This window comes from Bradyrhizobium sp. USDA 4341 (assembly GCF_054063755.1).
Genome location: NZ_JBSSGO010000002.1, coordinates 1,429,049 through 1,453,753, shown reverse-complemented (window position 1 = coordinate 1,453,753; position 24,705 = coordinate 1,429,049). Strand labels below are relative to the sequence as shown.

Annotated in this window: 23 protein-coding genes; 16 read left to right on the top strand and 7 right to left on the bottom strand. The window is 64.3% G+C overall.

Annotation, left to right across the window (positions count from 1 at the left end):
* Positions 1-98 precede the first annotated feature (98 nt).
* Positions 99-1,169, top strand: a complete 1,071-nt coding sequence (locus ACVIGB_RS12880; protein WP_456722406.1) for a hypothetical protein — start codon at positions 99-101, stop codon at positions 1,167-1,169.
* Positions 1,170-1,449: 280 nt separating this feature from the next.
* A complete protein-coding gene (locus ACVIGB_RS12875; protein ID WP_456722407.1) occupies positions 1,450-3,948 on the top strand; it encodes a putative bifunctional diguanylate cyclase/phosphodiesterase in 2,499 nt (832 codons plus the stop codon).
* A gap of 245 nt (positions 3,949-4,193) precedes the next feature.
* Here the strand turns inward: ACVIGB_RS12875 and ACVIGB_RS12870 are convergent, their stop codons facing one another.
* The gene (locus tag ACVIGB_RS12870; protein ID WP_456722408.1) at positions 4,194-5,228 is read right to left on the bottom strand and encodes a methyltransferase; all 1,035 of its coding nucleotides are present in this window, start codon (positions 5,226-5,228) and stop codon (positions 4,194-4,196) included.
* Between the two features lie 175 nt (positions 5,229-5,403).
* On the opposite strand from ACVIGB_RS12870, the gene ACVIGB_RS12865 reads away from it, so the two are divergent.
* Complete coding sequence (locus ACVIGB_RS12865; protein ID WP_456722409.1) at positions 5,404-6,975, top strand: winged helix-turn-helix domain-containing tetratricopeptide repeat protein; 1,572 nt, start codon at positions 5,404-5,406, stop codon at positions 6,973-6,975.
* 103 nt (positions 6,976-7,078) lie between these two features.
* On the opposite strand, the gene ACVIGB_RS12860 is transcribed toward ACVIGB_RS12865, so the two are convergent.
* Both ACVIGB_RS12860 and thrS read right to left on the bottom strand, forming a co-directional pair.
* Complete coding sequence (locus ACVIGB_RS12860) at positions 7,079-7,642, bottom strand: nitroreductase family protein (RefSeq protein ID WP_176530462.1); 564 nt, start codon at positions 7,640-7,642, stop codon at positions 7,079-7,081.
* Positions 7,643-7,726: 84 nt separating this feature from the next.
* Positions 7,727-9,772, bottom strand: coding sequence for a threonine--tRNA ligase (gene thrS / locus ACVIGB_RS12855; protein ID WP_456722410.1), 2,046 nt, complete (start codon positions 9,770-9,772; stop codon positions 7,727-7,729).
* A 228-nt stretch (positions 9,773-10,000) separates the two neighbouring features.
* Here thrS and ACVIGB_RS12850 point away from each other — a divergent pair, with 228 nt between their 5' ends.
* Both ACVIGB_RS12850 and ACVIGB_RS12845 read left to right on the top strand, forming a co-directional pair.
* Positions 10,001-11,290, top strand: a complete 1,290-nt coding sequence (locus ACVIGB_RS12850; RefSeq protein WP_456722411.1) for an ATP-dependent Clp protease proteolytic subunit — start codon at positions 10,001-10,003, stop codon at positions 11,288-11,290.
* 120 nt (positions 11,291-11,410) lie between these two features.
* Complete coding sequence (locus tag ACVIGB_RS12845) at positions 11,411-12,547, top strand: MFS transporter (RefSeq protein WP_456725189.1); 1,137 nt, start codon at positions 11,411-11,413, stop codon at positions 12,545-12,547.
* Positions 12,548-12,619: 72 nt separating this feature from the next.
* Here ACVIGB_RS12845 and ACVIGB_RS12840 read toward each other — a convergent pair whose 3' ends face one another.
* Both ACVIGB_RS12840 and yidD read right to left on the bottom strand, forming a co-directional pair.
* Positions 12,620-12,787 carry a hypothetical protein gene (locus ACVIGB_RS12840; protein WP_456722412.1) on the bottom strand — a complete coding sequence of 56 codons (168 nt, stop codon included), beginning with the start codon at positions 12,785-12,787 and terminating at the stop codon, positions 12,620-12,622.
* A gap of 102 nt (positions 12,788-12,889) precedes the next feature.
* Positions 12,890-13,201, bottom strand: coding sequence for a membrane protein insertion efficiency factor YidD (gene yidD / locus ACVIGB_RS12835; RefSeq protein WP_456722413.1), 312 nt, complete (start codon positions 13,199-13,201; stop codon positions 12,890-12,892).
* A 282-nt stretch (positions 13,202-13,483) separates the two neighbouring features.
* Here yidD and ACVIGB_RS12830 point away from each other — a divergent pair, with 282 nt between their 5' ends.
* The gene (locus ACVIGB_RS12830; RefSeq protein ID WP_456722414.1) at positions 13,484-14,401 is read left to right on the top strand and encodes a hypothetical protein; all 918 of its coding nucleotides are present in this window, start codon (positions 13,484-13,486) and stop codon (positions 14,399-14,401) included.
* Between the two features lie 21 nt (positions 14,402-14,422).
* On the opposite strand, the gene ACVIGB_RS12825 is transcribed toward ACVIGB_RS12830, so the two are convergent.
* Entirely contained in the window at positions 14,423-14,869 is a 447-nt protein-coding gene (locus ACVIGB_RS12825) for an iron-sulfur cluster assembly scaffold protein (protein ID WP_298373163.1), read from the bottom strand.
* Positions 14,870-15,108: 239 nt separating this feature from the next.
* Here ACVIGB_RS12825 and folE point away from each other — a divergent pair, with 239 nt between their 5' ends.
* From folE to ACVIGB_RS12775, 10 genes are all read left to right on the top strand, one after another.
* Positions 15,109-15,789 (top strand): GTP cyclohydrolase I FolE, encoded by a 681-nt coding sequence (gene folE / locus ACVIGB_RS12820; RefSeq protein WP_456722415.1) that lies wholly within the window; start codon positions 15,109-15,111, stop codon positions 15,787-15,789.
* 28 nt (positions 15,790-15,817) lie between these two features.
* The gene (hisI, locus tag ACVIGB_RS12815) at positions 15,818-16,246 is read left to right on the top strand and encodes a phosphoribosyl-AMP cyclohydrolase (protein ID WP_229167966.1); all 429 of its coding nucleotides are present in this window, start codon (positions 15,818-15,820) and stop codon (positions 16,244-16,246) included.
* A 249-nt stretch (positions 16,247-16,495) separates the two neighbouring features.
* Complete coding sequence (locus tag ACVIGB_RS12810) at positions 16,496-17,107, top strand: c-type cytochrome (protein ID WP_456725190.1); 612 nt, start codon at positions 16,496-16,498, stop codon at positions 17,105-17,107.
* Positions 17,108-17,120: 13 nt separating this feature from the next.
* On the top strand, positions 17,121-18,371 hold the full coding sequence (locus ACVIGB_RS12805; RefSeq protein WP_456722416.1) for a c-type cytochrome: 1,251 nt from the start codon (positions 17,121-17,123) through the stop codon (positions 18,369-18,371).
* A gap of 113 nt (positions 18,372-18,484) precedes the next feature.
* Complete coding sequence (locus tag ACVIGB_RS12800; RefSeq protein WP_212309828.1) at positions 18,485-18,664, top strand: hypothetical protein; 180 nt, start codon at positions 18,485-18,487, stop codon at positions 18,662-18,664.
* Entirely contained in the window at positions 18,664-19,227 is a 564-nt protein-coding gene (locus tag ACVIGB_RS12795) for a cytochrome C oxidase subunit II (RefSeq protein ID WP_456722417.1), read from the top strand. The genes ACVIGB_RS12800 and ACVIGB_RS12795 overlap by 1 nt, the downstream gene beginning before the upstream one ends.
* Complete coding sequence (locus ACVIGB_RS12790) at positions 19,217-20,842, top strand: b(o/a)3-type cytochrome-c oxidase subunit 1 (protein ID WP_456722418.1); 1,626 nt, start codon at positions 19,217-19,219, stop codon at positions 20,840-20,842. The genes ACVIGB_RS12795 and ACVIGB_RS12790 overlap by 11 nt, the downstream gene beginning before the upstream one ends.
* Positions 20,839-21,630 (top strand): c-type cytochrome, encoded by a 792-nt coding sequence (locus ACVIGB_RS12785; protein WP_456722419.1) that lies wholly within the window; start codon positions 20,839-20,841, stop codon positions 21,628-21,630. The genes ACVIGB_RS12790 and ACVIGB_RS12785 overlap by 4 nt, the downstream gene beginning before the upstream one ends.
* A 92-nt stretch (positions 21,631-21,722) precedes the next feature.
* Positions 21,723-22,727 carry a transglycosylase SLT domain-containing protein gene (locus ACVIGB_RS12780; RefSeq protein WP_456722420.1) on the top strand — a complete coding sequence of 335 codons (1,005 nt, stop codon included), beginning with the start codon at positions 21,723-21,725 and terminating at the stop codon, positions 22,725-22,727.
* Positions 22,728-22,889: 162 nt separating this feature from the next.
* Positions 22,890-24,071 (top strand): DUF2336 domain-containing protein, encoded by a 1,182-nt coding sequence (locus ACVIGB_RS12775; RefSeq protein WP_092115130.1) that lies wholly within the window; start codon positions 22,890-22,892, stop codon positions 24,069-24,071.
* A gap of 54 nt (positions 24,072-24,125) precedes the next feature.
* Here the strand turns inward: ACVIGB_RS12775 and ACVIGB_RS12770 are convergent, their stop codons facing one another.
* Positions 24,126-24,704: an Hpt domain-containing protein gene (locus tag ACVIGB_RS12770; RefSeq protein WP_456722421.1), complete on the bottom strand. Its 579-nt coding sequence runs from the start codon at positions 24,702-24,704 to the stop codon at positions 24,126-24,128.
* Position 24,705 lies beyond the last annotated feature (1 nt).

Below are 24,705 nucleotides of genomic sequence, written 5' to 3'. Positions count from 1 at the left end.
GATCGAGCGGTTCCAAACCGGGGACAGTGCCCCCGGGACTGTGACAAAGCATTGGACGAAGGCTTGAATTTGCCGCGTTTTCGTTGAAAAGCATGGTGATGACTTCGAGGGGCAACGGCATCGGCGGATGCGGGCGGGGCACGCGGCTCCTTCCGCTATTGACGCTTGCGGCATTTTTGCTCGCCCTGATCCCGACTTCCGTGTCGGCGCAGTTCTTCAGCGACCGGCCACCGCCAATCCCGCCTGCCTCGGTTCCGGACGTACCGTCCGGCCCCGCGCTCAATTTGGCGCCGCCGTCCGGGCCCGGTTCGGGGCCCGTTCTGCCCGGTCCGCTGACCCAGCCGACCATCGTCCAGCCGTCGATTGCGACCGTGCCTCCGGTGACGCCGCCGGCCGGCTCGCCGACCGCCGGGCAGGCGGTGCTGTCGCTGACGGCGCGATACGGCAAGGACCTGCCGGTGATCAATGCCGGGCTGGTGTGGCGGGTGTTCGCCGACAAGCCGGATGACAACGGCACCTACAAGCTGATCCGCGAGGAGCGCGGCGCGACGCCCAACCTCGTGCTGCCGCCCGGCAACTATGTCGTCCATGTCGCGCTCGGCCTCGTCAGCGCGGTCCGCGCCGTCAGCCTGAAGTCGGAAACCGACCGCGAATCCTTCGTGCTGCCGGCCGGGGGCCTGCGGATCGAAGGCCGGGTCGGGTCCAGCAAGATCCCGCCCAACCAGATTTCGTTCGCGATCTACAAGGGTAGCCAGTTCGACGGCTCGGACCGCGGCCCGCTGGTGCCAAACGTGTCCGCCGGCGACGTCGCGCTGCTGCCGGAGGGCACCTACTACATCGTCTCCAACTATGGTGACGCCAACTCGGTGGTGCGCTCCGACATTCGCGTCGCGGCGGGCAAGCTCACCGACGTCACCGTCACGCATCGCGCGGCCGTCATCACCCTCAAGCTGGTCAGCGAGAAGGGCGGCGAAGCACTCGCCAACACCGCATGGTCGGTGATCACGCCGGGCGGCGACGTGATCAAGGAATCGATCGGCGCGTTCCCGCGCGTCGTGCTCTCCGAAGGCGAGTATCGTGCGATCGCCAAGAACGAGGGCAAGGTGTTCGAGCGTCCCTTCAACGTCGTCAACGGCGTCGATGGCGAAGTCGAGGTCGTGGCGCGCTGACGCCCGGCTGCGCTGCATTCATGCAGCTGTCATAGTCTCTAACGTGAACTAACCATCGCGCCAGTTTGAGCTGTCATAATCGCTGGCGGCGACGCACGGGCTCGCTATTTTTACATGGCGTTAAGCCGCGGTATGACTTGGATGCCACGGGGACTAAAGCGCGCTGAGTTCAAATTGTGTCGTCATCGCGCCTTGGCTTTTTGCTTGAGCATGATCCCTTCGGAAAGCTGTATCGCACTTTCCGGATCATGCTCCGGCGTTTGCGTGAACGGGGCGTGCCATGATCATGGCCAACAAGAAATCAGCAAAGACTTCGGCCAAGTTCAATTCCGAGATGTTCGCCGACGTTCCGGTTCTGCAACGGAAGTGGCAGGCGGCAGTCCGTCCCGGTGAAAAGCTGCCGCATTATGAAGACGTGATGCTCGGCAGTCTTGGCCGGCTTGCCGATCACATCGTGCTGCTGCGGAACGTCGACGGCGTGCTCAGCGTCTCGCACACCGGCCGCTACGTCCAGACCTGGCTGAACGACGAGCGCTGGGACATTCCACTCAGCGCGCTGCCGCCGGACTGCGCGACGGCATTGACCGAAGCTGCTGCGAATGCGCGCGAGAACTGCCGGCCCTATCTCGCGTCGGCGCATTGCGTGCGCGACGGTCTGGTGCGAACCTTTGATGTGCTGGCGCTGCCGACGCGGTCGCGCTGGGGCGGCATCCTGGTCGGCGTCTATGTCAACGAGCGCAATGCGCAGTACAATCTTCTCGATACGATCTTCTCGGCCACCGACGAGGGCGTGCTGTCGCTCGCCGCGATCCGCGACGCGCGGGGCGAGGCGGCCGACTTCCAGATCGTGCATCTCAACCAGGGTGCCGCAAGGCTCCTGATGCAGCCCGCGACCGAATTGCTGTGGCGCCGGCTCAGCGCCGGCGGCAATCCGCTCGCGGCGCCGGCGGTGATGAACCGCCTGCGCGGATTCGTCGGAAGCGGATTCGTCGGCAACGGTCCTGGCGGCCAGTTCGAGATCGACAGCGGCGATCGCTGCCTGCGGCTCGGCGTCACGGCGTTCGGCGACATGCTGTCGCTGACCGTCTCCGACGTCACCGCGCTGAAGCAGCGCGAGCAGTCGTTCCGTCTGCTGTTCGAGAACAACCCGATGCCGATGTGGGTATTCGACGCCGGCACGATGGAGTTCCTCAGCGTCAATGACGCCGCCGTTCAGCACTATGGGTACAGCCGGGAGAGATTTCTCGGCATGACGCTGCGCCAGATCTGGCCGGAGGATGAGTGGGCCATGCACAGCGCCGCCTTGCGCGAGGTCGGCGACGTCTATCAATCGAGCCGCGACTGGCGGCACATCAAGGCTGATGGCATCGAGATCCATGTGCTGACCTTCGGACGCAGGGTGGCGTTCGAGGGCCGCGACGGCTATCTGGTCGCAGTGGTCGACATCACCGAACGCCGCGCCGCCGAAGCGCGGATCGCACACATGGCGCACCATGACGGTCTCACCAACCTGCCGAACCGCGACTTCTACCAGGAGCGCCTGCGCGAGGCGCTGGAGCGCGGCCGCTCCGGCAATCGGCGCGTCGCTGTGATGTGCATCGATCTCGATCTGTTCAAGAACGTCAACGACTCCTTCGGGCATCCGATGGGCGACCGGCTGCTCAAGCTGGTGGCGGAGCGTTTGCGCGAGGTGGTCCGCGACGACAATGTCGCGGCCCGCCTTGGTGGTGATGAGTTCGCGATCGTGCTTGCCGCGGATGTCTCGCCGAACGAAGCGAGCGCTTTCGCCGAGCGGCTGATCGATGCCCTGAGCGCGCCCTACAAGATCGACAGGCTCGAAGTCGTGGTCGGCGCCAGCGTCGGGATCGCGCTGTCGCCGGGCGACGGCACGACGTCGGAAGACCTGATGCGCAATGCCGACATGGCGCTGTATCGCGCCAAGTCCGACGGCGGCGGCGTGCATCATTTCTTCGAGCCGGAGATGGATCAGCAGGCGCAGAAGCGCCGCGACATGGAGCGCGATCTGCGCGCCGCCTTCAGCAACGGCGAATTCGAGCTGCACTACCAGCCGCTGGTCGACATCGCCGCCGACCGCATCAGTGGCTTCGAGTCGCTGCTGCGGTGGCAGCACCCGCAGAAGGGCATGATCTCGCCCGCAGAGTTCATCCCGGTTGCGGAAGACATCGGCCTGATCGTCGCGCTCGGCGAATGGGTGCTACGCGAGGCCTGTGCCGAGGCGATGAAGTGGCCCGCCGACGTGAAGGTCGCGGTCAATCTGTCGCCGGTGCAGTTCCGCAGCCGCAATCTGGTCCAGGCCGTGATTTCGGCGTTGGCGCATTCCGGCCTGTCGGCGCGTCGGCTCGAGCTCGAGATCACCGAGTCGGTGTTCCTGGCGGAGACGGAGGCCAATCTCGCGATCCTGCATCAGCTGCGCGAGCTCGGCGTCAGCATCTCGATGGACGATTTCGGCACCGGCTATTCCAGCCTGAGCTATTTGCGCAGCTTCCCCTTCGACAAGATCAAGATCGACCGCTCCTTCGTGAAGGATCTGGCGCAGCGCTCCGATTGCCTGGCGATCGTGCGCGCGATCTCGGGCCTCGGCCGCAGCCTCAAGATCACCACGACCGCGGAAGGCGTCGAGACAACAGACCAGCTCGACTGGCTGCGCGCCGAGGGTTGCAACGAAGTGCAGGGCTTCCTGTTCAGCGCGGCGCGGCCCGGGCACGAGATTGCGGCCCTGCTGCGCGGCTTTGCGGAGCGCGCGTCGAAGGCGGCTTAGGCGCGTCCAACGCGTCATGCCCGGCAATGACTCGGACCTCGTAGCCCGGGTGAGCGAAGCGATACCCGCGGCGCGGGTCCCGCATATCTGTCATCGGGCTCGCGTTCGCGCGACCCGTTGGCTGATGCGGGCTACAATGCTGCGCCTGACTAGGACGCGGAACCATTAAGGCGCAGCCATAGCCTGATTGACGCGAGTTGATATCAACCTGCGGCCCCCGGTGAGTCCAAGCGGACCTTGCGGACTTAGGCCAGAACGGCTTCTACGACGCTCACCGGTGATTGTGTTGCCACGACGCGACTGAGGCGGAAACCAGCCTTGTCCAATAGACTGGCGTACTCGGTTTCTGTGCGCTCCTGCCCACCGATCAATGCCAACATCACCATATCCAGTATCTTCCCTGGATGTGGAGCGTCACCGGGAGGCAGGACCATCTCGACAATCAGCAGTCGTCCATCCGGCTTCATGGCTTTGCGACAATGACCTAGAATTGCCAGGCACCGGTCATCGTTCCAATCGTGCAAGATATGCGACAAGATGTAAGCGTCGCCGCCCGAGGGCACTGACAGGAAAAAATCTCCAGCCTCGACGGTTACGCGACCCGTAACACCGTTCGTTCTGAGCAACTTTTCCGCATCGACCACGACGTGCGGCCGATCGAATAACAAGCCTCGAGGCTCTGGGTATCGTCCAAGTATAGCGGCGAGCATATTGCCAGATGCCCCTCCAATATCGAAGACGGTCTCGAACATAGAAAAGTCGTAGGCGGCCGCGACAGCTGGAGGTTCTGCTCCATGAAGCCCAACCATTGCTTCACTAAACACTGAAGCGTCTTCGGGATGTTGAGCAAGGTAGTCGAAGAACGGCATCCCCTGTGCTTTTTCGAAGCCTGTACGGCCCGTTTGCAAGGAATGAAGTAGATTGGCGAAGCCACTTCCGACCCAACTACTTCCTGTCATCAGCAAGGTCGATCTTGCCGAGCCCGGAGCGTCCGACCTTAATGCCTCACCGAGCGTCGTTAACGAAAATCGCAGTCGTTCACCTTCGGTGAGAAGCCCCAGACTGGCCATCGTCCTCATCAATCTGTGTAAGGACGGGGCGTGCAGAGCTGATGGGCCGGCCAGCTCCACTGCACTCTTTGGTCCATCAGCAAGTTTATCAGCCAACCCAAGCTTCGCCGCGATGTGCACGACATTGGCGACCGCGCCGCCTGTCCCCATCTGTATCAGTCGAGCATGCGGTGGAAGGCACTGAGCAGCCGCCTGAATCGATTCCGACATAACCTGTTCCAAGTTTCGAGCGTCTCTTCGGGGGTATTTTCAGTCAGACGAGAGTGCCAAGGCATGGGCAGGCACGCCTGACCTACGGCTTACTTTTTCCTTACCGGCAGCTTATTCTTGGAGTTGCGACCGGTGCTGTGCCTCGACGATCGGAGGCCACTTGGGGAACGGCAGCTTGCGCTATTTGTTCGAGAACTACGTATTCGACACGGACCGCCGCGAGTTGCATCGCGGCGCGGAAGTCGTCGCCATCGCGCCAAAGGTATTCGACCTGCTCGATTATCTGATCCGCAACCGGGAGCGCGTCGTCAGCAAGGACGACCTCATCAATACCATTTGGAACGGGCGCAGTGTGTCCGACGAAGCGCTGACAACTCGCCTCAATGCCGCGAGGAACGCGATCGGCGATTCCGGCCAGGAACAGCGCCTGATCAAGACACTGCCGCGAAAGGGCTTCCGTTTCGTCGGACCCATCCTGCAAGCGCAAGGACCCGCCGGCGCGCCGATCGCCGACGACCGTCCGATGGAACACCCGAGACCCGTCCTTGCGCTTCCCGACAAACCTTCGATCGCGGTGCTTCCCTTCCTGAATCTAAGCGACGATCCGGAGCAGGAATATTTCGCCGACGGCATGGTCGAGGATATCATCACGGGACTGTCGCGATCGAAATTGCTGTTCGTCATTTCGCGGAATTCGAGTTTCACCTACAAGGGCGAAGCCGTCGACATCAAGCGGATCAGTAGTGAGCTTGGTGTCCGCTACGTACTGGAAGGCAGCGTGCGCAAGGCCGGAAAACGGATTCGTGTGACCGGGCAATTGATCGACGCGTCCACGGACGCGCACATCTGGGCGGACAAGTTCGATGGCGAGCTCGAAGACATCTTCGATTTGCAGGATCGCCTGACGAGCGCCGTGATAGGCGCGATGTCTCCGCAGCTTGAGCGGGCCGAGATAGAGCGCGCACGGCGCAAACCGACCGAAAGCCTCCAAGCCTATGACTATTATCTACGCTCCAAGTTCAGCATCTACCAGTGGACACGGGAGGGCAGCGATGAAGCTCTCAGGATGACTAAACTTGCCATTTCGCTCGATCCTGCATTTGCCGTCGCCTACGCCTCTGGAGCCAACATTTTTGGTCAGAAGAAAGGGTTCGGATGGATCGAGGACGCGGCAAAGGAGCGGGCCGAAAGCCGACAACTGGTCGAACGAGCGGTGCATCTCGACCAGGACGATCCTCTGGTGCTTGCGCACGCAGCACATGTTTATTCCTACATGCTCGAAGAGCCGGAGACCGGCTCGGCTCTTGCCGCAAGGGCCATTGCACTCGATCCCAATCTGGCCATGGCGCGCCTGTGGGCAGGTTGGGCACAGGTTTTTCTCGGCAATCACGATGCAGCGATCGAGCAATTCTCGGCAGCAATTCGCTTGAGCCCGGTCGATCCCCACCTGTTCATTCCGCAAACCGGGATGGCCTTCGCTCATTTCTTTGCCGGGCGGTATGAGGAAGCTCTGTCCCGCGCCACGAGCGCCATCCAGCGCCAGCCGAATTTTCCGGGCGCGCAGCGAATACTGATGTCGAGCTTGGCGATGATCGGGCGCATCGCCGAAGCCCGTCGCGCGTGCGACGCCGTCCTGCAAACCGACCCCGCTTTGCGCATTTCCGGCATCAAAAGCTCGCCATTTCGCCGGCTCGAAGATGTCGAGAAATTGGGCCAAGCGTGGCGAATAGCCGGCGTGCCCGAATGACTGCCTTTGCCGCATATTGCGCTGCGCACGAACTTGGTCGCTATAGCGGCAAAGCCGACGCAGGCATCTTCGCATCACGCGGTCTGGTTTGTGGGTACACGGCCTAGAACCGCGTCACGATATCCGACAGCACCGGGCGCGGGCGATCCTCGCTCGGCTTGGTCGGCGTGCCGATATGAATTAGCCCAGCGAGCTTCTCGTCCGGCTTCAGGCCGAGACCGTCGAGCACGTCGCGGTCGAAGGCGAACCAGCCGGTCAGCCAGCAGGCGCCGTAGCCGAGCGCGGTCGCGGCGGTGACGATGTTCATGGCGCTGGCGCCGGCCGACAATTCCTGCTCCCACGGCGGCACCTTCGGGTGCGGCTTGGTGAAGGAGACCACGCCGATCACCAGCGGCGCATCGGTCAGGCGCTTCTTCTCGACCTCGATGTCGGTGGCGGGCGCGCCGGGATTCTTGCGGGCAAACACCTTCGCGATCACGTCGCCGGCGCGGCCGCGGGCCTCACCCTCGAACACGATGAAGCGCCAGGGCGCCAGCTTGCCGTGGTCGGGCACGCGCGCGCCGATGGTCAAAATGGTCTCGAGCTCGGCCGCGGACGGGCCGGGGCCGGTCATCTCGCGCGGTTTCATCGAGCGGCGCGTCTTCAGGAGTTCAATGGCATCGGGCACGGAAATGTCCTTCAAGTGGAGTCGTGCCCCCAAGATGGGGGCGCGACCAGGCCGACGAAAGGCAGTTTAGACCGATTGTGAAGATCAGGCGACCGATCGCGCCCGTTTCACGTCCGGCGGTGTCGCTTCATCCACCAGCGCGGCGATCGCCTCATCGGTCGGCATCACGGTCTGCCGCTCGCTGCCGAGGCGGCGGACCGAGACCGAATGCGTCTCGGCTTCCTTCTTGCCGACGACGAGCAGGGCCGGGATCTTGGCCAGCGAGTGCTCGCGGACCTTGTAGTTGATCTTCTCGTTGCGCAGGTCGATCTCGACGCGCAGGCCGGCGCGGCGCGCCGCGGCCGCCACCACCTTGGCGTACTCGTCGCCCTCGGAGGTGATGGTCGTGACCACGAGCTGGGTCGGCGCCAGCCACAGCGGGAAGTTGCCGGCATAGTGCTCGATCAGGATGCCGATGAAGCGCTCCATCGAGCCGCAGATCGCGCGGTGCACCATGACCGGCACCTTCTTCGAGCCGTCGTGATCGATGTAGAACGCGCCGAACCGTTCCGGCAGGTTGAAGTCGACCTGGGTCGTGCCGCACTGCCAGTCGCGGCCGATGGCGTCGCGCAGAACGTATTCGAACTTCGGCCCGTAGAACGCGCCTTCGCCCGGGTTGATCTCGGTCCGGATCCGGTTGCTGCCCTTGGCCTTGATCTCCGACAGCACGGTCGCCATCACGCGCTCGGCGTGATCCCACATCTCGTCAGTGCCGACCCGCTTTTCGGGCCGCGTCGAGAGCTTGACCGTGAGCTCGCCGTCGAAGCCGAAATCGGCGTAGGTCGACAGGATCAGCTCGTTGATCTTGAGACACTCATCGGCGAGCTGCTGTTCGGTGCAGAACACATGGGCGTCGTCCTGGGTGAAGCCGCGCACCCGCATCAGGCCGTGCATCGCGCCCGACGGCTCGTAGCGATGCACGACGCCGAACTCGGCGAGCCGCAGCGGCAGGTCGCGGTAGCTCTTCAGCCCGTGCTTGAAGATCTGCACGTGGCCCGGGCAGTTCATCGGCTTCAGCGCGAACCAGCGCTTGTCCTCGGCCTCGTCGCCGGCGGACTGCGCCGCGAACATGTTCTCGCGGTACCAGTCCCAATGGCCCGAGGTCTCCCACAGCACCTTGTCGAGGATCTGCGGCGCATTGACCTCGCTGTAGTCGCCGAGCAGCCGGCGCCGCATATAGGCGATCAGCTGCTGGAAGATGGTCCAGCCCTTCGGGTGCCAGAACACCACGCCGGGGCCTTCTTCCTGGAAGTGGAACAGGTCGAGCTCGCGGCCGAGCTTGCGGTGGTCGCGCTTCTCGGCTTCCTCGATCTGCTTGAGGTAAGCGTCGAGATCTTCCTGCTTGGCGAATGCCGTGCCGTAGATGCGGGTCAGCATCGGATTGTTGGAATCGCCGCGCCAATAGGCGCCGGCCACCTTCATCAGCTTGAAGGCGTTGCCGATCTTGCCGGTCGAGGTCATGTGCGGGCCGCGGCAGAGATCGAACCAGTCGCCCTGGAAATAGATCTTGATCGGCTCGTTGCCGGGAATCGCGTCGACCAGCTCGACCTTGAAGGCCTCGCCCTTGTCGCGGAACACCTGCTTGGTCTTCTCGCGATCCCAGACTTCCTTGGTGAACGGCTTGTCGCGCGCGACGATCTCGCGCATCCGCTTCTCGATGGCGGCAAAATCTTCCGGGGTGAACGGCTCATTGCGGAAGAAGTCGTAATAGAAGCCGTTCTCGATCACCGGGCCGATCGTGACCTGGGTGCCCGGCCACAGCGACTGCACGGCTTCGGCGAGCACGTGCGCGGCATCGTGCCGGATCAGTTCCAGCGCGCGGGGATCTTCACGGCTGATCAACTCGATCTTGGCGTCGGCTTCGATCGGATCGTTGAGATCGGCGAGTGTGCCGTCGAGCGCCATCGCGACGGTGCGCTTGGCGAGCGAGGGCGAAATGCCTTTGGCGATGTCGAGGCCGGTGGTCCCTTTCGGGAAATCGCGCCTCGCTCCATCAGGGAAGGTGAGGGCGATCTTGTTCACGGGTTCTGCGGGTTTGAGGTTAGAGAGGCTGTACTGGAATCCGGAACCGGATTTGGGCGTGTCTGCCATCGATGTCTCCTGTAGCTCACTCCTGCGAACGAGCGCAGGTAAGCGGAAGCAGCGGTATAGCAGGGGATTTGACGCCTGCAATCCGGCAATATCAAGAAATTGGGCCTCCGGCCGCACCGATTCGAGAGAAGCTCGCCTGCACCTGACGGCACCAAGCGTTGCGACGCTGCCGATCATCGTTTAACGTCGAATGTCCACTCTCCCGCCATCGCGCCATCCGCAAGGTTCATGTTTTCCCGTCTCCTGCTTTTCGTGGCGTTGCTTCTGGTCCCGGGCGTCTTGCGGGCGGAAGAAGCACCGGTCGAGAAGGCCGGGTTTGCGAAAAGGCTGACCATCTATCTCGCCAAGGGACCGGCGAATGCCTGCGGCGCCGGTTGCGATCGCTGGATCGCGATCGAAGGCGAGATCGATCGGAATGCCGCGGCGCGGATTCGCAGCTTTCTGCTTGTCGTCAAGGACCCGCAGCTTCCGATCTACCTCCATTCGCCGGGCGGAAACGTCGAGCAGTCCTATGCGATCGCGCGGTTCCTGCGTGCTCGCAACGCGATTGCCCGGGTCGGCCGCACCAGCGTGCCGGCCTGTTCGACGGGCACGCAGATCGACGCCGCCTGCGAGAAGATCAAGGCTGTGAAAGGCGAGGTCGAGGCCGAACTCACCACGCGCAACGCGATGTGCGTTTCGGCCTGCGCCTATCTGTTCCTGGGTGCGACCAACCGTGAAGTGGCACCCGACTCGGTGCTCGCGGTGCATAACTCCAAGCTGATGTTCGTCGTCCACGGGCATCCGCCGCCGCAGGTCATCGCGGATTTCAGGCGGCGCGAGATGGTGAGCGCCGATCGCGACCGCAACCTGTTCCTCGCGGCGATGGGAATCAGCCATGAGCTCAGCGAGCTGATCCGGACCGTGAAGTTCGAGAACCTGCACGTGCTGACGCGGCCGGAGCTCTATCGATTTGGAATCGATACGCGGCCGCTGCCGGAAACGCTGTGGGCGGTGGAGAAGGAAACCCGGCCCTATGTCCGCAAGATCGCGCAGCAGAGAAAAGGCGACGGCAGCTCGTTCCGCATGATGGAGTGGCGCCTGTTCTGCGAGAACAAGGATCGCGGGCGGCTGATGTTCGTGCGCGAGTTCGACGAGGGCGCCGCCGGCAAAAGCACTGTGGTGATGATGGCCGGCGCCGCCAAGGCGATCGCATTCGGCAGATTGCCGGCGCGGTTCGGCAAATACGAGGTCTGGAGCGACCCGGTGGGGTCGGACATCGTCAAGGCGATGCTGGCGGTCCCGCATCTGCAGATCGGCGAAAGCACGCCGTTGTCGGACGGCAAGTCCGGTATCAAGTCCGATCTCAAACCTGACTTCGCGACAATCGATATCGACACGACCGGGCTGGAGCAGGGCTGGACGCAGCTATTGGCGTCGTGCCCGGCAGCAAGCGCCGGCCCGAAGCCTGCGAGCCCGTTGCCAGCCGCTGTGTCGCCGAGCGTCAACGCGGTGCCGGCCGCATCGCCGTCGCCATGAGTGCAAGAGGCGCCATTCGATCACGTGCCATCGATCACGTGCTATGCATTTAGATGCAGTTGCATTGATTTCGAGGTCTGCTATCAACGCGGCGTGAAACGCTTCGCTCCCACCGCATTGATGCTCGGCAATATCGTCACCGGCTGCTCGGTGCTGGCGCCGGCCGGCATGCTGGCGGAGCTGTCCAACGGGCTCGGCGTCACGATCCACGCCGCGGGTCTCCTGATTACCTTCGGCGCGATCGTGCTGTGCGTGGGCTCGCCGGTGACGGCGTGGCTGACCAGCCGGTTCGAGCGGCGGGCGCTGCTGACGGCGACGCTCCTGGTGCTGGCGCTGACCAACGCGGCATCGGCCTTCGCGCCGGATTACGAAAGTCTCCTGATCATCCGCCTGATGATGCTCGCGGTCGGTGTCCTCTACACGCCACAGGCGGCCGGCACCGCGGCCCTGATCGTGCCGGTGGAGAAGCGCGGCAGCACGATCGCCTATATCTTCCTCGGCTGGTCGCTCGCCGCCGCGATCGGGCTGCCGTTGATCACCTTCATCGCAAGCCGCTACGGTTTTCGCGTGACCTATGGCGCGATCGCGCTGACCGGGCTCGTGAGCTCTTTGCTGCTGTGGTGGCGGTTGCCCGGCGGGTTGCATGGCGCGCCGGTCGACTTGAGGACCTGGGCCGATCTCGGCCGCAATCCGACCGTTATCCTGCTGCTGTCGATCACGACGTTGCAGATGTCCGGCCAGTTCGTGGTGTTCACCTTCATGGGGCCGCTGCTTGGCAAATTGACCGGTGCCAACGCGGACGCCGTCGGGATCGTGTTCGCGCTCTACGGCATCTTCGGGTTCGTCGGCATTGCGATCGCAACGCGCATCGTGGATTCCTGGGGCGCTTGGAAGACGTCGGTGCTGTTCACGGTGCTGCTGCTCGCCGGCGTGGCCGGCTGGGCGCTGAGCGCCGGTGCCTACGCATTGATGGCCGCCTCGGTTGCGGTGTGGGGCCTCGGCTTTGCGTCGACCAATTCGATGCAACAGGTGCGTCTGGTCGGCGCGGCGCCGACGCTCGCGTCGGCGTCGGTCTCGCTCAACACCTCGGTGCTGTATATCGGCCAGGCGATCGGCTCGGCGATCGGCGGATTGCTGTTCGCGCGCGAATGGCTCTACAGCGCGGGCTATGTGGCCACGGCCTTGGTCGCGGCGGCCCTTGCGGTCGTGGTCATGACGCGGCCGCGACAGACGGTGCGCGCTGCCGCAGCCGAGTGAGCCTCGCGCTTGACGCGCTCGAGAGCGTTTTCGAGCGAAGTGAATAACGGTCCGCGAGAGACGCGTTGCGCGTCACCACTTCACGCTCTGGCTGGGCACGATGAATGCCGTCGTGCTCGGCTTTTTCGGATTGTGGGTGAAGTAGCCGTAGGCGGCAACGATCACGACCAGCAGGGCAAGCGCGGCCAACAAATCGACCTGCCGGGGATCGTGACCATTGTGGCTGGGTTTCCAGCGCATTGTTGTTTCCTCCCCGAGGGGCAATGAAACAATGCGCCAAGTATCGCCACAGTTCCGCCGGACAGCAATGCGCGCCGAGCTTGGGAGCGCCGCAGCAATCGATCAACTGTCGTTGACGCCGCGCCAGCGGCCGTAGCGCCAGGGCAGATACCAGTGCGCCCCAGGCGGCCTCGTCTGCGGGACATTATCGATGCCGGAGGTTCCCCAGGGCTGGCAGCGCAGCAATCTTGCCAGCGTCATCCACCCGCCGGCCCATAATCCGAAGCGCTCGATCGCCTCGTCGCCATAGACCGAGCAGGTCGGCAGATGCCGGCAGTTGTAGCCGACCAGCGGCGACAGCGTGTGCCGATAGATCCAGATCAAGGCGCGGCCAAGGTTGCGCGGCATGCGGCGCATGGTGGTGGCACAGTCCATGCATCGCGGATGGTGTGTCGTTGAATGATCGGTCGGTGACATACGCAAGTATGTACGTAATCTTGCGGGGGTTCCAAGCTAAGGAACTGTTCAATTGCAGATATTTACGCCACAGTTGGCCACTATTGCACAGCAGCGGTCGCGCTGCAGCAAGGGCTCTATGGACGGTCCAGGTCAGCAACGCTACCGTTCCCATTACGCGCCGATGACAGATTCGTGGCGCATTGCTATGGGGCCATTGCCACCGCTCGCATCACCAAGGGCTTGGGGGAAGGAACCAAATTGAGGCTCGCGAACTCGCTTTCATTGCGCAGTTGGGTGCTCACCGGCGCCGTTGCCCTTTGCCTTGCGGTTTCCGGCACCGCCACATGGGCGGGTAACTCCACGCAGACCAACTCGACCCTCGAAGAACGTAAGCTGCCGATGAAGTTCAGCTGGATCGCCTGCCAGCCGAATTGCCGCGGCTGGGTGTCGGCGGTCGGCATCATCACGGCCGACAGCCCCAAGGAATTCGACGAGTTCGCGCGCAGCCGCCAGCTCAACGGTGCCACCATCGTGCTCGACTCCAGCGGCGGCTCGGTCAACGACGCGATCGCGCTCGGCCGCCGCTTCCGCGGTCTCGGCGCTCTGACAACGGTCGGCACCAGCGTCGTCAATGCGGCCGCGCAGGGCGACCGCGCCAGCGTGCTGCCGGATGCCTATTGCGAGTCAATGTGCGTGTTCCTGCTGTTGTCGGGCAAGACGCGCTATGTTCCACCGGCCGCGCACATCCGGGTGCATCAAATCTGGATGGGCGATCGCGCCGATGACGCCAAGGCCGCCAGCTACACCGCGCAGGACCTGATGATCGTCGAGCGCGATATCGGCCGTCTTGCCAAATACACCTTCGAGATGGGTGGGGCGGGTGAACTGTTGTCGCTCGCACTCAGCGTGCCGCCATGGGAAGACCTGCACGAATTGTCGGCGGCTGAATTGCGGCTGACCAATCTCGTCACCACCGATGCGGTCGCCGACGTGCTGCCGCATCAGGACAACGCAATCCCGGTCGCCGAGGCGAAGCCGAAGAACGCCGATCGCTTCGCGAGCAGCGCGATGGAAGGCGAGGCGCTGCCACAAGCCGCGAAGGCGACCAAGACCGCCGAGGCCGTGGTGCCGACCGGCGGCACCGCCGCGCCGACGCCGGTCCAGCCGTCGCAGTAAGGTTGAGGCTGGCGGTCGGGCTTACGCCGGCTGCCTTGCCTTGGCCTCGATCTGGCCGATCGCATCGACCACGGCATCAAAAGTCAGCAGGGTGGAAGCGTGGCGGGCCTTGTAGTCGCGCACCGGCTCGAGCAGCGCGATGTCGGCCCATTTGCCACCCTGCGGAGGCTGGCCATTTTCCTTCAGCATCTTGCGGACGGTCTCGCGCAATTCGCGCAGCTCATCCGCGGTCGACCCGACCACATGGCTTGCCATGATCGAGGAGGAAGCCTGGCCGAGCGCGCAGGCCTTCACGTCATGGGCGAAGTCCGTTACCACGGGGCCGTCCATCTTGAGGTCAACCTTGACGGTCGAACCGCACAATTTCGAATGAGCGGTGGCACTGGCGTCCGGTTCGGCCAGCCGTCCGAGGCGCGGAATATTGCCGGCCAACTCAATGATCCGCTTGTTATAAATGTCGTTCAGCATGGGGGCAGGTGCCTGGTTCCGGCTGTGCCGGGCGCTCTTGGCGGCTGGGTCTCACCGTCCTATATATGAACGGCATCGTCCGAAACATAGCCCGGCTATGCTTCCACCGCGGGTCACTTGCGCCGCGGCGGTGCTACAAAGATGGGACTCAGGCGCCCGGCGGTTCGACGATCCGCCCCGTCTGCCCGGTGACACATCCGGTCCAAGGGCAAATGCCTGGCCGGTCGAACGGAGAAGACATGGACGCCTTGATCAAACCGATTCGCCCCAACAAGCCGGCCGATGCGAAGGCCAGCGAACTCGACCCTTCAGAATTCATGGCGGCGGCCGTCCGTGCCGATCAGCCGCGCCCGTCGCGGGCGGAGGCCGAGGACGCCGTGAAGACGCTGCTCGCCTATATCGGCGAGAACACCGGCCGCGAGGGCCTGCTCGACACGCCGCGCCGCGTCGTCGAGGCCTATGACGAGCTCTATCAGGGCTATCATCAGTGCCCGGCCGAAGTGCTGAACCGCACCTTCGGCGAGACCGCCGGTTACGACGATTTCGTCCTGGTCCGCGACATCGAATTCACCTCGCAGTGCGAGCATCACATGATGCCGTTCTACGGCAGGGCGCATATCGCCTACACGCCGGTGGAGCGCGTCGTGGGTCTCTCCAAGCTGGCGCGGCTGACCGACATCTTCGCCCGCCGCCTGCAGACCCAGGAGCATCTCACCGCGCAGGTCGCGGCCGCGATCGACGAGGTGCTGAAGCCGCGTGGCGTTGCCGTGCTGATCGAGGCGGAGCATACCTGCATGTCGGTGCGCGGCGTCGCCAAGCATGGTGCATCGACCTTCACCAGCCGCTTTACCGGCATGTTCCGCGACAATCCGGCGGAGCAGCAGCGTTTCTTGTCCCTGGTGCGAGGGCCGAGCCGGTAACCTCGCATTTTCCTGAGCGAGGTTTTCCGTGTCCGCATCGACCCACGATCACGACCGCGAAGAAGGGCTGGCCTTCCAGCCCAAATTCGACGCGACAGGTCTTGTGACCTGCGTCGCGACCGATGCCGCGACCGGCGACGTGCTGATGGTCGCGCATATGAACGACGAAGCCCTGCGCAAGACGATCGCGACCGGCGAAGGCTGGTACTTCAGCCGCGCGCGCAATGCGCTGTGGCGCAAGGGCGAGAGCTCGGGCCAGACCCAGCGCGTGATCGAGATCCGGATGGATTGCGATCAGGACGCGGTGTGGATCAAGGTCGAGCAGATCGGCGCCGCCTGCCACACCGGACGGCGCTCCTGCTTCTATCGTGCCGTGAAGGGCGAGGGCGGCAATGTCAGCCTGTCCTTCGTCGACGCCGAGCGGCTGTTCGATCCGGCGCAGGTCTACCGCAAATAGCGCATTGATCTGAATCAATTGCGACGCGTCGAGCTGAATCAAATTCGTTGCGTCGCTTCAAGCCGCGGCGCGTCGAAGCATTGAGCTCCGTTGCTCGCCCTCTCGCGATGTGCCTATAATTCCCCATCGTCGTCGCGCTGGGGGTGAACTGTGGCGCATCGTCTGATACCGCTGCTTGCGCTTCTTGCTTGGGCTGGGTTGCCGATCGGTGCGGCGCAATCGCAGACAACCGAGCGCGCACCCGACACCATGGCCGCCCGCGTTCTTGCCTGCGCGCCCTGTCACGGCGCCGAAGGCGAGGGCACCAGCGACGTTTATTTCCCGCGCCTTGCCGGCAAGCCGGCCGGCTACCTCTATAACCAGCTGATCGCGTTCAGGGATGGACGGCGGAAATATCCGCCGATGAACTACCTGCTGGAGTTTCAGACCGACGATTATCTGAAGAAGATCGCCGAGTATTTCGCTTCGCTCAGGCCGGCATTTCCGCCGCCGGTCCCGCCGGTCGACAGCAAGGAGATACTGGCACGCGGCGAGTCCATCGTGAAGAACGGCGATCCGCAGCACGGCATTCCGCCCTGTTCGGCCTGTCATGGTCAGGCACTGGGCGGCATGGAGCCCGGCATCCCGGGCCTGCTTGGCCTGCGCGCGGCCTATATCAGCGGCCAACTCGGCGGCTGGCGCTACGGCACGCGGACCGCGCTCGCCCCCGATTGCATGCAGATCGTCGCGAGCCTGCTGACGGAGGACGACGTGAAGGCGGTGGCTGCCTATTTGTCGTCCCGTCCGGCGCCGGCGGATCCGTCCTTCGCGCCGCGAGGCAGCCTGCCGATGCCGCTCGAATGCGGCAGCGAACCGCACTGAAGGGATCGTGTAGATGTCGCGAACCTCTACAGCACTGCTGGTCGGATTGATGCTCGCATGCGCGCCCGTCGCCGCACGCGCGCAGCAGAAGGCCGCCGATCCTGCCGTGATCGCCAAGGGCGAGTATCTCGCGCGCGCGGGCGATTGCATCGCCTGCCACACGGCGCGCGAAGGCAAGACCTTCGCCGGCGGCCTTCCGATGAAGACGCCGTTCGGCACGCTCTACACCTCGAACATCACGCCCGACCCGCAGAATGGGATCGGCACGTGGACGTCGGATCAGTTCTACCAGATGATGCATAATGGCCGCTTTCCCGATGGCGGGCTGGTCTATCCGGCGATGCCGTTCGCGTCCTACACCCAGGTGACGCGCGAGGACAGCGATGCGATCTACGCCTATTTGCGCACCGTGGCGCCGGTCAGGCAGCTCAACAAGCCGCATGACCTGACATTCCCGTTCAACAACCGCTCGCTGATCCTCGGCTGGCGCACGCTGTTCTTCAGGGAAGGCGAGTTCAAGCCGGATCCGGGCAAGTCCGCCGAGTGGAACAGGGGCGCCTATCTCGTCGAAGGGCTCGGCCATTGCGGCATGTGTCATACCCCGATCAACGCGCTCGGCGGCAGCTCGCAATCGCAGGCCTTCGAGGGCGGCCTGATCCCAATGCAGAACTGGTATGCGCCCTCCTTGACCTCGAACAAGGAGACGGGCCTCGGCGACTGGACGATCGAGGAGATCGTCGACTATCTGCGCAAGGGCGTCTCCGCCAAGGGCGCCGTGTACGGGCCGATGGCCGAGGTCGTCTACAACAGCCTGCAATATCTCAATGACGACGACGTGCGCGCGATGGCGATCTATCTGAAGGGCCTTGCGCAGCGCGGTTCGCCTGAGAAGCCGTCGACGCCGCTGCCGTCGGCCGAGAGCAGCCTGCTGCTCTCCTTCGGCAAGCCGATCTATGACCGTGAATGCGCGAGCTGCCATGGCGCGACCGGGCAGGGCATGCCGCCGGACTATCCGCCGCTCGCCGGCAACCAGTCGATCCAGATGGTTTCCGCCGTCAATCCCATCCGCATGGTGCTCAATGGCGGCTATCCGCCGGGTACATCAGGCAATCCGATGCCGCACGGCATGCCGCCATTCGCGCAGAAGCTGTCGGATGACGAGGTCGCGGCGGTCGTTACCTACATTCGAACGGCGTGGGGCAACCGGGGCGAATCGGTGTCGGCGCGGCAGGCCAACGAATTGCGTGCAGCAACGCTGAACTAAAGCATGATCCGGAAAAGTGCGACGCGGTTTTCCGAAAAGATCATGCTCAAACAAGGAGCCAGGGCGTGATGACGATTCAACCTGATCCCATCGCGCTCTAGGGGAACGCGATCATGATCAACTCATCCTCGCCGCAACCGCCTGCATCCGTCTCGGAAGACGAGGCCGTCGAGACCATCGTTCGCGCGGGCCCGAGCGGCGCGGTCGCGGTCGCAGGTGTAGCAACGGCCATCGTGGTCGGCTTGTGGTTTGCGTTCTATCTGCTCGTCTTCCTGCCGCGGAGCGCGCCCTGATGACGACCGAGACGGACCATAGCCTCGGCGAAGCGGTTGCCGCACAGATCGAGCGGCGCTGGGCGACACTCTCGATCGTCATTGTCGGCCTCCTGGTCGGCATGGCGGCCTATATCGGCATTCATCAGGCGACGATGCCGCAGGGCCGGGTCGAAACCGCCGATCCCAAGACGTTGCATCTGTCCGGCGAATTCACCGAGAGCAATCTCGGCAGCGAAATGGAGGCCGACGGCTCGGTCACCGTGCGCGCCATCGGCCAGCAATATTCCTTCACGCCGCAATGCATCGTGGTGCCGGCGGAGACCCCGATCACCTTCCGCGCCACCAGCGCGGACGTCGTCCACGGATTCCTGATCGAGGGCACCAACATCAACACGATGCTGGTGCCGGGCTATGTCACGGCGTTGCCGGTGCGCTTCAAGGCACCGGGCGATCACGTGATGCCATGCCAGGAATTCTGCGGCATCGGCCACCAGGGCATGTGGGGCAAGGTCAAGGTGATCGACAAGGCCGCGTTCCGCGACAAGGCCGCAGCGAAGCGGAGGCTGACCTGTGTTGACTAACAAGCGGCTGATAGCGGCGCATTTCTGGCTCGCCTTCATCGTGTTCGGCGTCGCGCTGGTGCTCGGCGCCTGGCAGATGTTCGTGCGCAGCCCGTTGAATGCCTGGCATTTCAACCCGGAATTCTACTATCGCTCGGTCACCGCGCACGGCTCGGCGATGGGCTACGTATTCCCGACGCTGATCGCGATGGGCTTCGGCTATGCGATCACCGAAGCGTCGCTGGAGAAGGCGCTGATTGGACGGCGCTGGGCCTGGGCCGGCTTCTTCCTGGTCGCCGTCGGCGCCGTTGTCGCGATGATCCCGGTGTCGCTCGGGCTCGCCTCGGTGCTCTACACCTTCTATCCGCCGATGGTCGGCAATCCCTTCTATTACATCGGCGTCGTCATGGTCGTGGTCGGCTCATGGATCTGGGTCGCGCTGATGGTGACCAATTTCGTGATCTGGAAGCGCGACAACCCGGGCAAGCCGGTGCCGCTTGCGATGTACGCCAATGTCGCGGGCTCGTTGCTCTGGGGCTGGACCGCGGTCGGTGCCGCGCTGGAAATCCTGTTCCAGATCCTGCCCGTGGCGCTCGGACTCAAGTCGACGATCGATGCGGGGCTGGCGCGCGTTTTCTTCTCGTGGACCCTGCACGCCATTGTCTATTTCTGGCTGATCCCGACCTACATCGCCTACTACACGATCTTCCCGCGCGCGATCGGCGGCCGGCTCTATAGCGACGCGATGGCGCGGATTTCGTTCATCCTGTTCGTCGTGGTGGCGATGCCGATCGGCGTGCACCATCTGTTTGCCGATCCGCAGGTCGGTGCCGGATTCAAGTTCATGCACTCGGTGTTCACCGGCCTCGTCGCGCTGCCGACGCTGCTCACGGTGTTCACGATCTGCGCATCGGCGGAGATCGCGAGCCGCCTGCGCGGTGGCCGCGGCGCATTCGGCTGGATCGGTGCGCTGCCGTGGTCCAATCCGATCATGCTGGCGACGGCGCTGTCGCTGGTCATGCTCGGTTTCGGCGGCGCCGGCGGGCTGATCAACATGAGCTATCAGCTCGATGCCGCCGTGCACAACACGCAGTGGATCACCGGCCATTTCCACCTGATCTTCGGTGGCGCCATCGTGATCATGTATTTTGCCATCGCTTATGATCTGTGGCCGCATCTGACCGGGCGGGCGCTGGACAGTTTCGGCATGATGCGCACGCAGCTCTGGCTGTGGTTCATCGGCATGATCGTGACCACCTTCCCGTGGCACTATGTCGGTATTCTCGGCATGCCGCGCCGCATGGCATATTATGACTATGCCAACCCGGCGATCTCGCCGCAGGCCTTCTCGGTTGCGATGTCGGCGATCGGTGGGTTCATCCTGCTGCTGTCGGGGCTGCTGTTCCTGCTGGTGCTGATCCGCGGCCAATTCGGCGCGCGGGGCGAGGCGGGTGCTTACCGTTTCGCGGTGCCGCTGCACATGCCGGCGCGGATTCCGGTCGCGCTCAACTCGTTCGGTCTCTGGCTCGCATTGATGGTCGGTCTCACCGTGGTGAACTATGGCTTCCCGATTGCGCAGCTGATGGCGTTGAAGGAGACCAGCGTGCCTGCGGTCTATGTCGGAGCAGGCCGATGAGTGATCAGCAGCTGTTCTCCCCGCGCAATCCGTGGTTCGGCATCAGCGTCGGCGTTACGGCCGCCCTTGCCGTGCTGTCGGCCATCGCTGGCCTGATCTGGTTGCCGCTGGCGCAACCCAACCTCAAGCTTGCCGGCGTCTGGGACGCGATCTGCAGCGCGGCCGGCGTGCCGGGTGCCGCCGTGCAGGAGACCAGCGTCAAGCCGGATTTCAAGACCTCCAATGTCGTCATGACGTCGGAGATGCTGACCAAGGTCGATCAGGTCTCGATCGGGCGGGGCGCGACGCTGGCGCAGCGTTGCGCGATCTGCCACGGCCCGCAGGGCGTCAGCGATGCCCGTTCACCGAACCTCGCCGGGCAGTTTGCCGCGGTGACGTACAAGGAGCTCAACGACTTCAAGACCGGCGCGCGGGTCAGCGTCGTGATGAGCCCGTTCGCGGCAGCCATGAGCGACCAGGACATGAAGGACGTTGCGGCCTATTACGCCTATCTGCCGCGGGTGCCTTCGGACAGTCTGGACACCGGGCGCCCCGCGCCGGCGGTCGTGGTGACGGGCGCCCCGATGCGCAACATCCCGCCTTGCGGCTCCTGCCATGGCGATATCGACAACAAGGCGGGAAGCCCCTGGCTCGGCGGCCAGTCGGCGGTCTACATCAAGGCGCAGCTCGAGGCTTTTGCGTCCGGGGCCCGCCGCAACGACATCAGCCAGCAGATGCGCAACATCGCCCGCCAGATGACGGCCGAGGAAATCGACCAGGTCGCCCGCTACTATGAAGCCCAGCCCTGAGCCGGAAGTCTTAACGTGTCGTTAACCATAATTACGGCAGGTTGTCGGGACATGGGTGCCGATTACCGGCGCCCGGCAAGGCACCCGGACAGATGGCGGTCGACCTCTTCAATGCGACGGCTTCGGCAGGTGTCGATGCTTCGCGCCTGAAGGTCGCCGGTTCGATCAAGCAGGCGGCCGCGACCACCGGCACGAGCTTCGAATATTTGCTCACGACCGCAAAGATGGAATCCAATTTCAATCCGCGGGCCGGCGCCACGACCTCGTCGGCGCACGGACTCTATCAATTCATCGACCAGACCTGGCTCGGCACCGTCAAGGAGGCCGGAAGCCAGCTCGGCTACGGCCAGTATGCCGACGCCATCACCAAGAATTCCGACGGCAGCTATTCGGTCAGCGATCCCTCCGCGCGGAGCGCAGTCATGAAGCTGCGCGACGATCCCGATGCGGCGTCGTCGATGGCGGCGGTGCTGACGCAATCCAACAGCTTCAAGCTCACCGGAACGCTCGGCCGTCGTCCGACCGATGCCGAGCTCTATATGGCGCATTTCATGGGCGTCGGCGGCGCCGGCAAGCTGATCTCGAACGCCGAGGACAGTCCGAGCGCCAACGCCGCCGCGATGTTTCCGAAGGCGGCGGCCGCCAACCAGTCGATCTTCTACGACAAGTCGGGCAGCGCGCGCAGCGTCAGCCAGGTCTATTCGGTGCTGACCACACGCTACGCCGCGGCTGCGAATTCAAGCGACACGCGCACGGCCTTTGCAGCGGCGGGCGGCGGCACCATGAGCCCCAATGCGATCGCAAGCGCTGCGCCGACACAAGCGCCGGCCATGGACACCGCGTCCTATCTTTCGACCTTCCCGAATGCCCGCGCGGCCTCATCAGCCGGTGCGACCTCGGCCGTCGCATCGGCACAGCCGGCGCCGGCCTTCCGCTCGCTCTACCAGGGCGGCGACCGTTCGGAGCCGATCTCGCCGGCGGTGCAGGAACTGTGGGGCAATTCCGCATCGCTGACCACGTCGGCGACGCCAAAGGTCCGCGCGCCCGGACGCCTTGATCTGTTCAGCGACCCGAACGGCACCTACAGCAGCGGCTAGCCTGGCTGGTTTCGCAGTTGCGTTGGCGCGCCGTGGCCGTCTTAACGAAACGTCAATAATCCCAAACGTTTATGGTGAACCCTTTGTTAAGCGTCATGGTTTATTTTTCCTTGTAGTGGCGTCGTATGTCGATGCCGTCTCGTTGCGTAAGCCGGCAGGACCATGATCGTTCGGCAGTTCATTAGTTGGATTAGGACCGCTCCAGCAGGCGAGCGGGCAGAGGCGACACGGGCGTTGGCCCGGGCCTGGCTCATTTCGGATCTCACCGAGGACGACCGCATCGCAGCCGAAGGCGCGCTGCTGATGCTGCTCGACGACCCGTCGCCGCTGGTGCGACAGGCGATGGCCGAGGTGTTTGCATACAGCGCGGAGGCGCCGGCTACGATCGTGCAGGCGCTGTCGGCCGACCAGCCGGCGATCGCGCTGCCGGTGCTGGAGCATTCACCGCTGCTGATCGATGCCGACCTGGTCGACATCGTCGCGACCGGCTCCGACGAGATGCAGTGCGCGATCGCGCGCCGCGCCAATCTGCCGGCCTCGGTCGCCGCGGCGATCGCCGAGGTTGGCTCGGCGGCGGCTGCGCTCGAGCTGATCGAAAATCCCTACGCCGGGCTTGCGCCGTTCTCCTGGGACCGCATCGTCGAGCGTCACGGCCATCTCGCCGCCATCAGGGAATCGATGCTGCAGCTGGAAGATTTGCCGTCGGCGACGCGGCTCGCGCTGGTCGCAAAGCTCTCCGATACGCTGGCGCAGTTCGTCGTCGCGCGAAACTGGCTCGGCGCCGACCGCGCCGACCGCATCGCCGGCGAGGCGAAGGAGCGCTCCACGGTCAACATCGCCGCGCGTGCCTTCGGCGACGACATGCAGAACCTGATCACGCATCTGCGTGCCACCGGCCAGCTCACTGCCGGGCTGATCCTGCGCGCGCTGCTGTCGGGCAATCTCGATCTGTTCGGGGCTGCGCTCGCCGAATTGTCGGGGCTGCCCTATGGCCGGGTTTCCGCGCTGTTGAACGACCGCGGCGGCAACGGCCTGCAGGCGCTGCTGCGGCGCGCCGGCCTGCCGGAATCCACCTACGCGGCGTTCCGCGTCGCGCTCGAGGCCAGCCACGAGGTCGGCTACGTCGACAGCGGCGACGGCGCCGCGCGGCTGCATCGCCGCATGGTCGAGCGCGTGCTGACCCATTGCGAGACCGATCATTCGGCGGCCGAACCGCTGCTGATCCTGCTGCGCCGCTTTGCGACGGAATCGGCCCGCGAGGATGCGCGCATGTTCTGCGAGGAGCTCGCCGCGGAAGACGCGGTCGCGGTGCTGCCCTACGACGACGATCTGATCGCGGCCTGACAGCCGCGTTCTCCCGAGATTGACGATGATTGAAGCCGCCGCCGCGGCGCGCGGCTATTCGCTGGGTGCGATGCTCGGCGCGAGGATGGCCTCGAGATGCTCGGGCCGGTCGCGGTTGGCGTGGGTCAGGAATTCATCGGCGATGCCGCGGAGCTGCTTGCTCAACACGCCGGCCACGACCGCGGTATCGAGCTTGGTGCGGTTCCGTACGATCGCCTGCACGGCATTGATGTGGTGGGCAATCAGCTGCTGCGGCACCGCGGCGAGGTCAGGCGCGTGCTCGATGATGCGGCACAGGCTCTCGGCCGCCGCCGCCGCCGAGGGATAACCGAATGTCGCGGCATCGCCCTTGATGTCGTGCGCGGCGCGGAACAGCTCCTCGCGCGTCGTGTCGTTGAAGCCTTCGCGCTGCACCGTGGCGTGCGCGGCGGAGAGGCGGTCGGCCTCGATCGTCATCCATTCCTTGAATTCGCCCGACAGCCCGGCGAGCGCCTTTTCGGCGCGGCCGACGGGATCGTCGAGATCGCTCTCGGGGACGCGCAGCAGCACCTTGCGCAGCGGGTTCGGCTGCGTGATGACATGGTGGGTGCCGAAACTCTTGACCTCGATCGTCCCGGGTTTGTCTTTCGCCATG

What these genes read in the sequence shown, in the direction of transcription:
- ACVIGB_RS12775 (WP_092115130.1), top strand. Translation starts at nt 22,890, where the DNA reads ATGATCGTTCGGCAGTTCATTAGTTGGATTAGGACCGCTCCAGCAGGC.
- ACVIGB_RS12795 (WP_456722417.1), top strand. Translation starts at nt 18,664, where the DNA reads ATGACGACCGAGACGGACCATAGCCTCGGCGAAGCGGTTGCCGCACAG.
- ACVIGB_RS12805 (WP_456722416.1), top strand. Translation starts at nt 17,121, where the DNA reads ATGTCGCGAACCTCTACAGCACTGCTGGTCGGATTGATGCTCGCATGC.
- ACVIGB_RS12850 (WP_456722411.1), top strand. Translation starts at nt 10,001, where the DNA reads ATGTTTTCCCGTCTCCTGCTTTTCGTGGCGTTGCTTCTGGTCCCGGGC.
- ACVIGB_RS12780 (WP_456722420.1), top strand. Translation starts at nt 21,723, where the DNA reads ATGGCGGTCGACCTCTTCAATGCGACGGCTTCGGCAGGTGTCGATGCT.
- ACVIGB_RS12785 (WP_456722419.1), top strand. Translation starts at nt 20,839, where the DNA reads ATGAGTGATCAGCAGCTGTTCTCCCCGCGCAATCCGTGGTTCGGCATC.
- ACVIGB_RS12800 (WP_212309828.1), top strand. Translation starts at nt 18,485, where the DNA reads ATGATCAACTCATCCTCGCCGCAACCGCCTGCATCCGTCTCGGAAGAC.
- ACVIGB_RS12845 (WP_456725189.1), top strand. Translation starts at nt 11,411, where the DNA reads ATGCTCGGCAATATCGTCACCGGCTGCTCGGTGCTGGCGCCGGCCGGC.
- thrS (WP_456722410.1), bottom strand. Translation starts at nt 9,772, where the DNA reads ATGGCAGACACGCCCAAATCCGGTTCCGGATTCCAGTACAGCCTCTCT.
- yidD (WP_456722413.1), bottom strand. Translation starts at nt 13,201, where the DNA reads ATGGACTGTGCCACCACCATGCGCCGCATGCCGCGCAACCTTGGCCGC.
- ACVIGB_RS12770 (WP_456722421.1), bottom strand. Translation starts at nt 24,704, where the DNA reads ATGGCGAAAGACAAACCCGGGACGATCGAGGTCAAGAGTTTCGGCACC.
- ACVIGB_RS12840 (WP_456722412.1), bottom strand. Translation starts at nt 12,787, where the DNA reads ATGCGCTGGAAACCCAGCCACAATGGTCACGATCCCCGGCAGGTCGAT.
- ACVIGB_RS12825 (WP_298373163.1), bottom strand. Translation starts at nt 14,869, where the DNA reads ATGCTGAACGACATTTATAACAAGCGGATCATTGAGTTGGCCGGCAAT.
- ACVIGB_RS12875 (WP_456722407.1), top strand. Translation starts at nt 1,450, where the DNA reads ATGATCATGGCCAACAAGAAATCAGCAAAGACTTCGGCCAAGTTCAAT.
- ACVIGB_RS12880 (WP_456722406.1), top strand. Translation starts at nt 99, where the DNA reads ATGACTTCGAGGGGCAACGGCATCGGCGGATGCGGGCGGGGCACGCGG.
- ACVIGB_RS12870 (WP_456722408.1), bottom strand. Translation starts at nt 5,228, where the DNA reads ATGTCGGAATCGATTCAGGCGGCTGCTCAGTGCCTTCCACCGCATGCT.
- folE (WP_456722415.1), top strand. Translation starts at nt 15,109, where the DNA reads ATGGACGCCTTGATCAAACCGATTCGCCCCAACAAGCCGGCCGATGCG.
- ACVIGB_RS12810 (WP_456725190.1), top strand. Translation starts at nt 16,496, where the DNA reads ATGGCCGCCCGCGTTCTTGCCTGCGCGCCCTGTCACGGCGCCGAAGGC.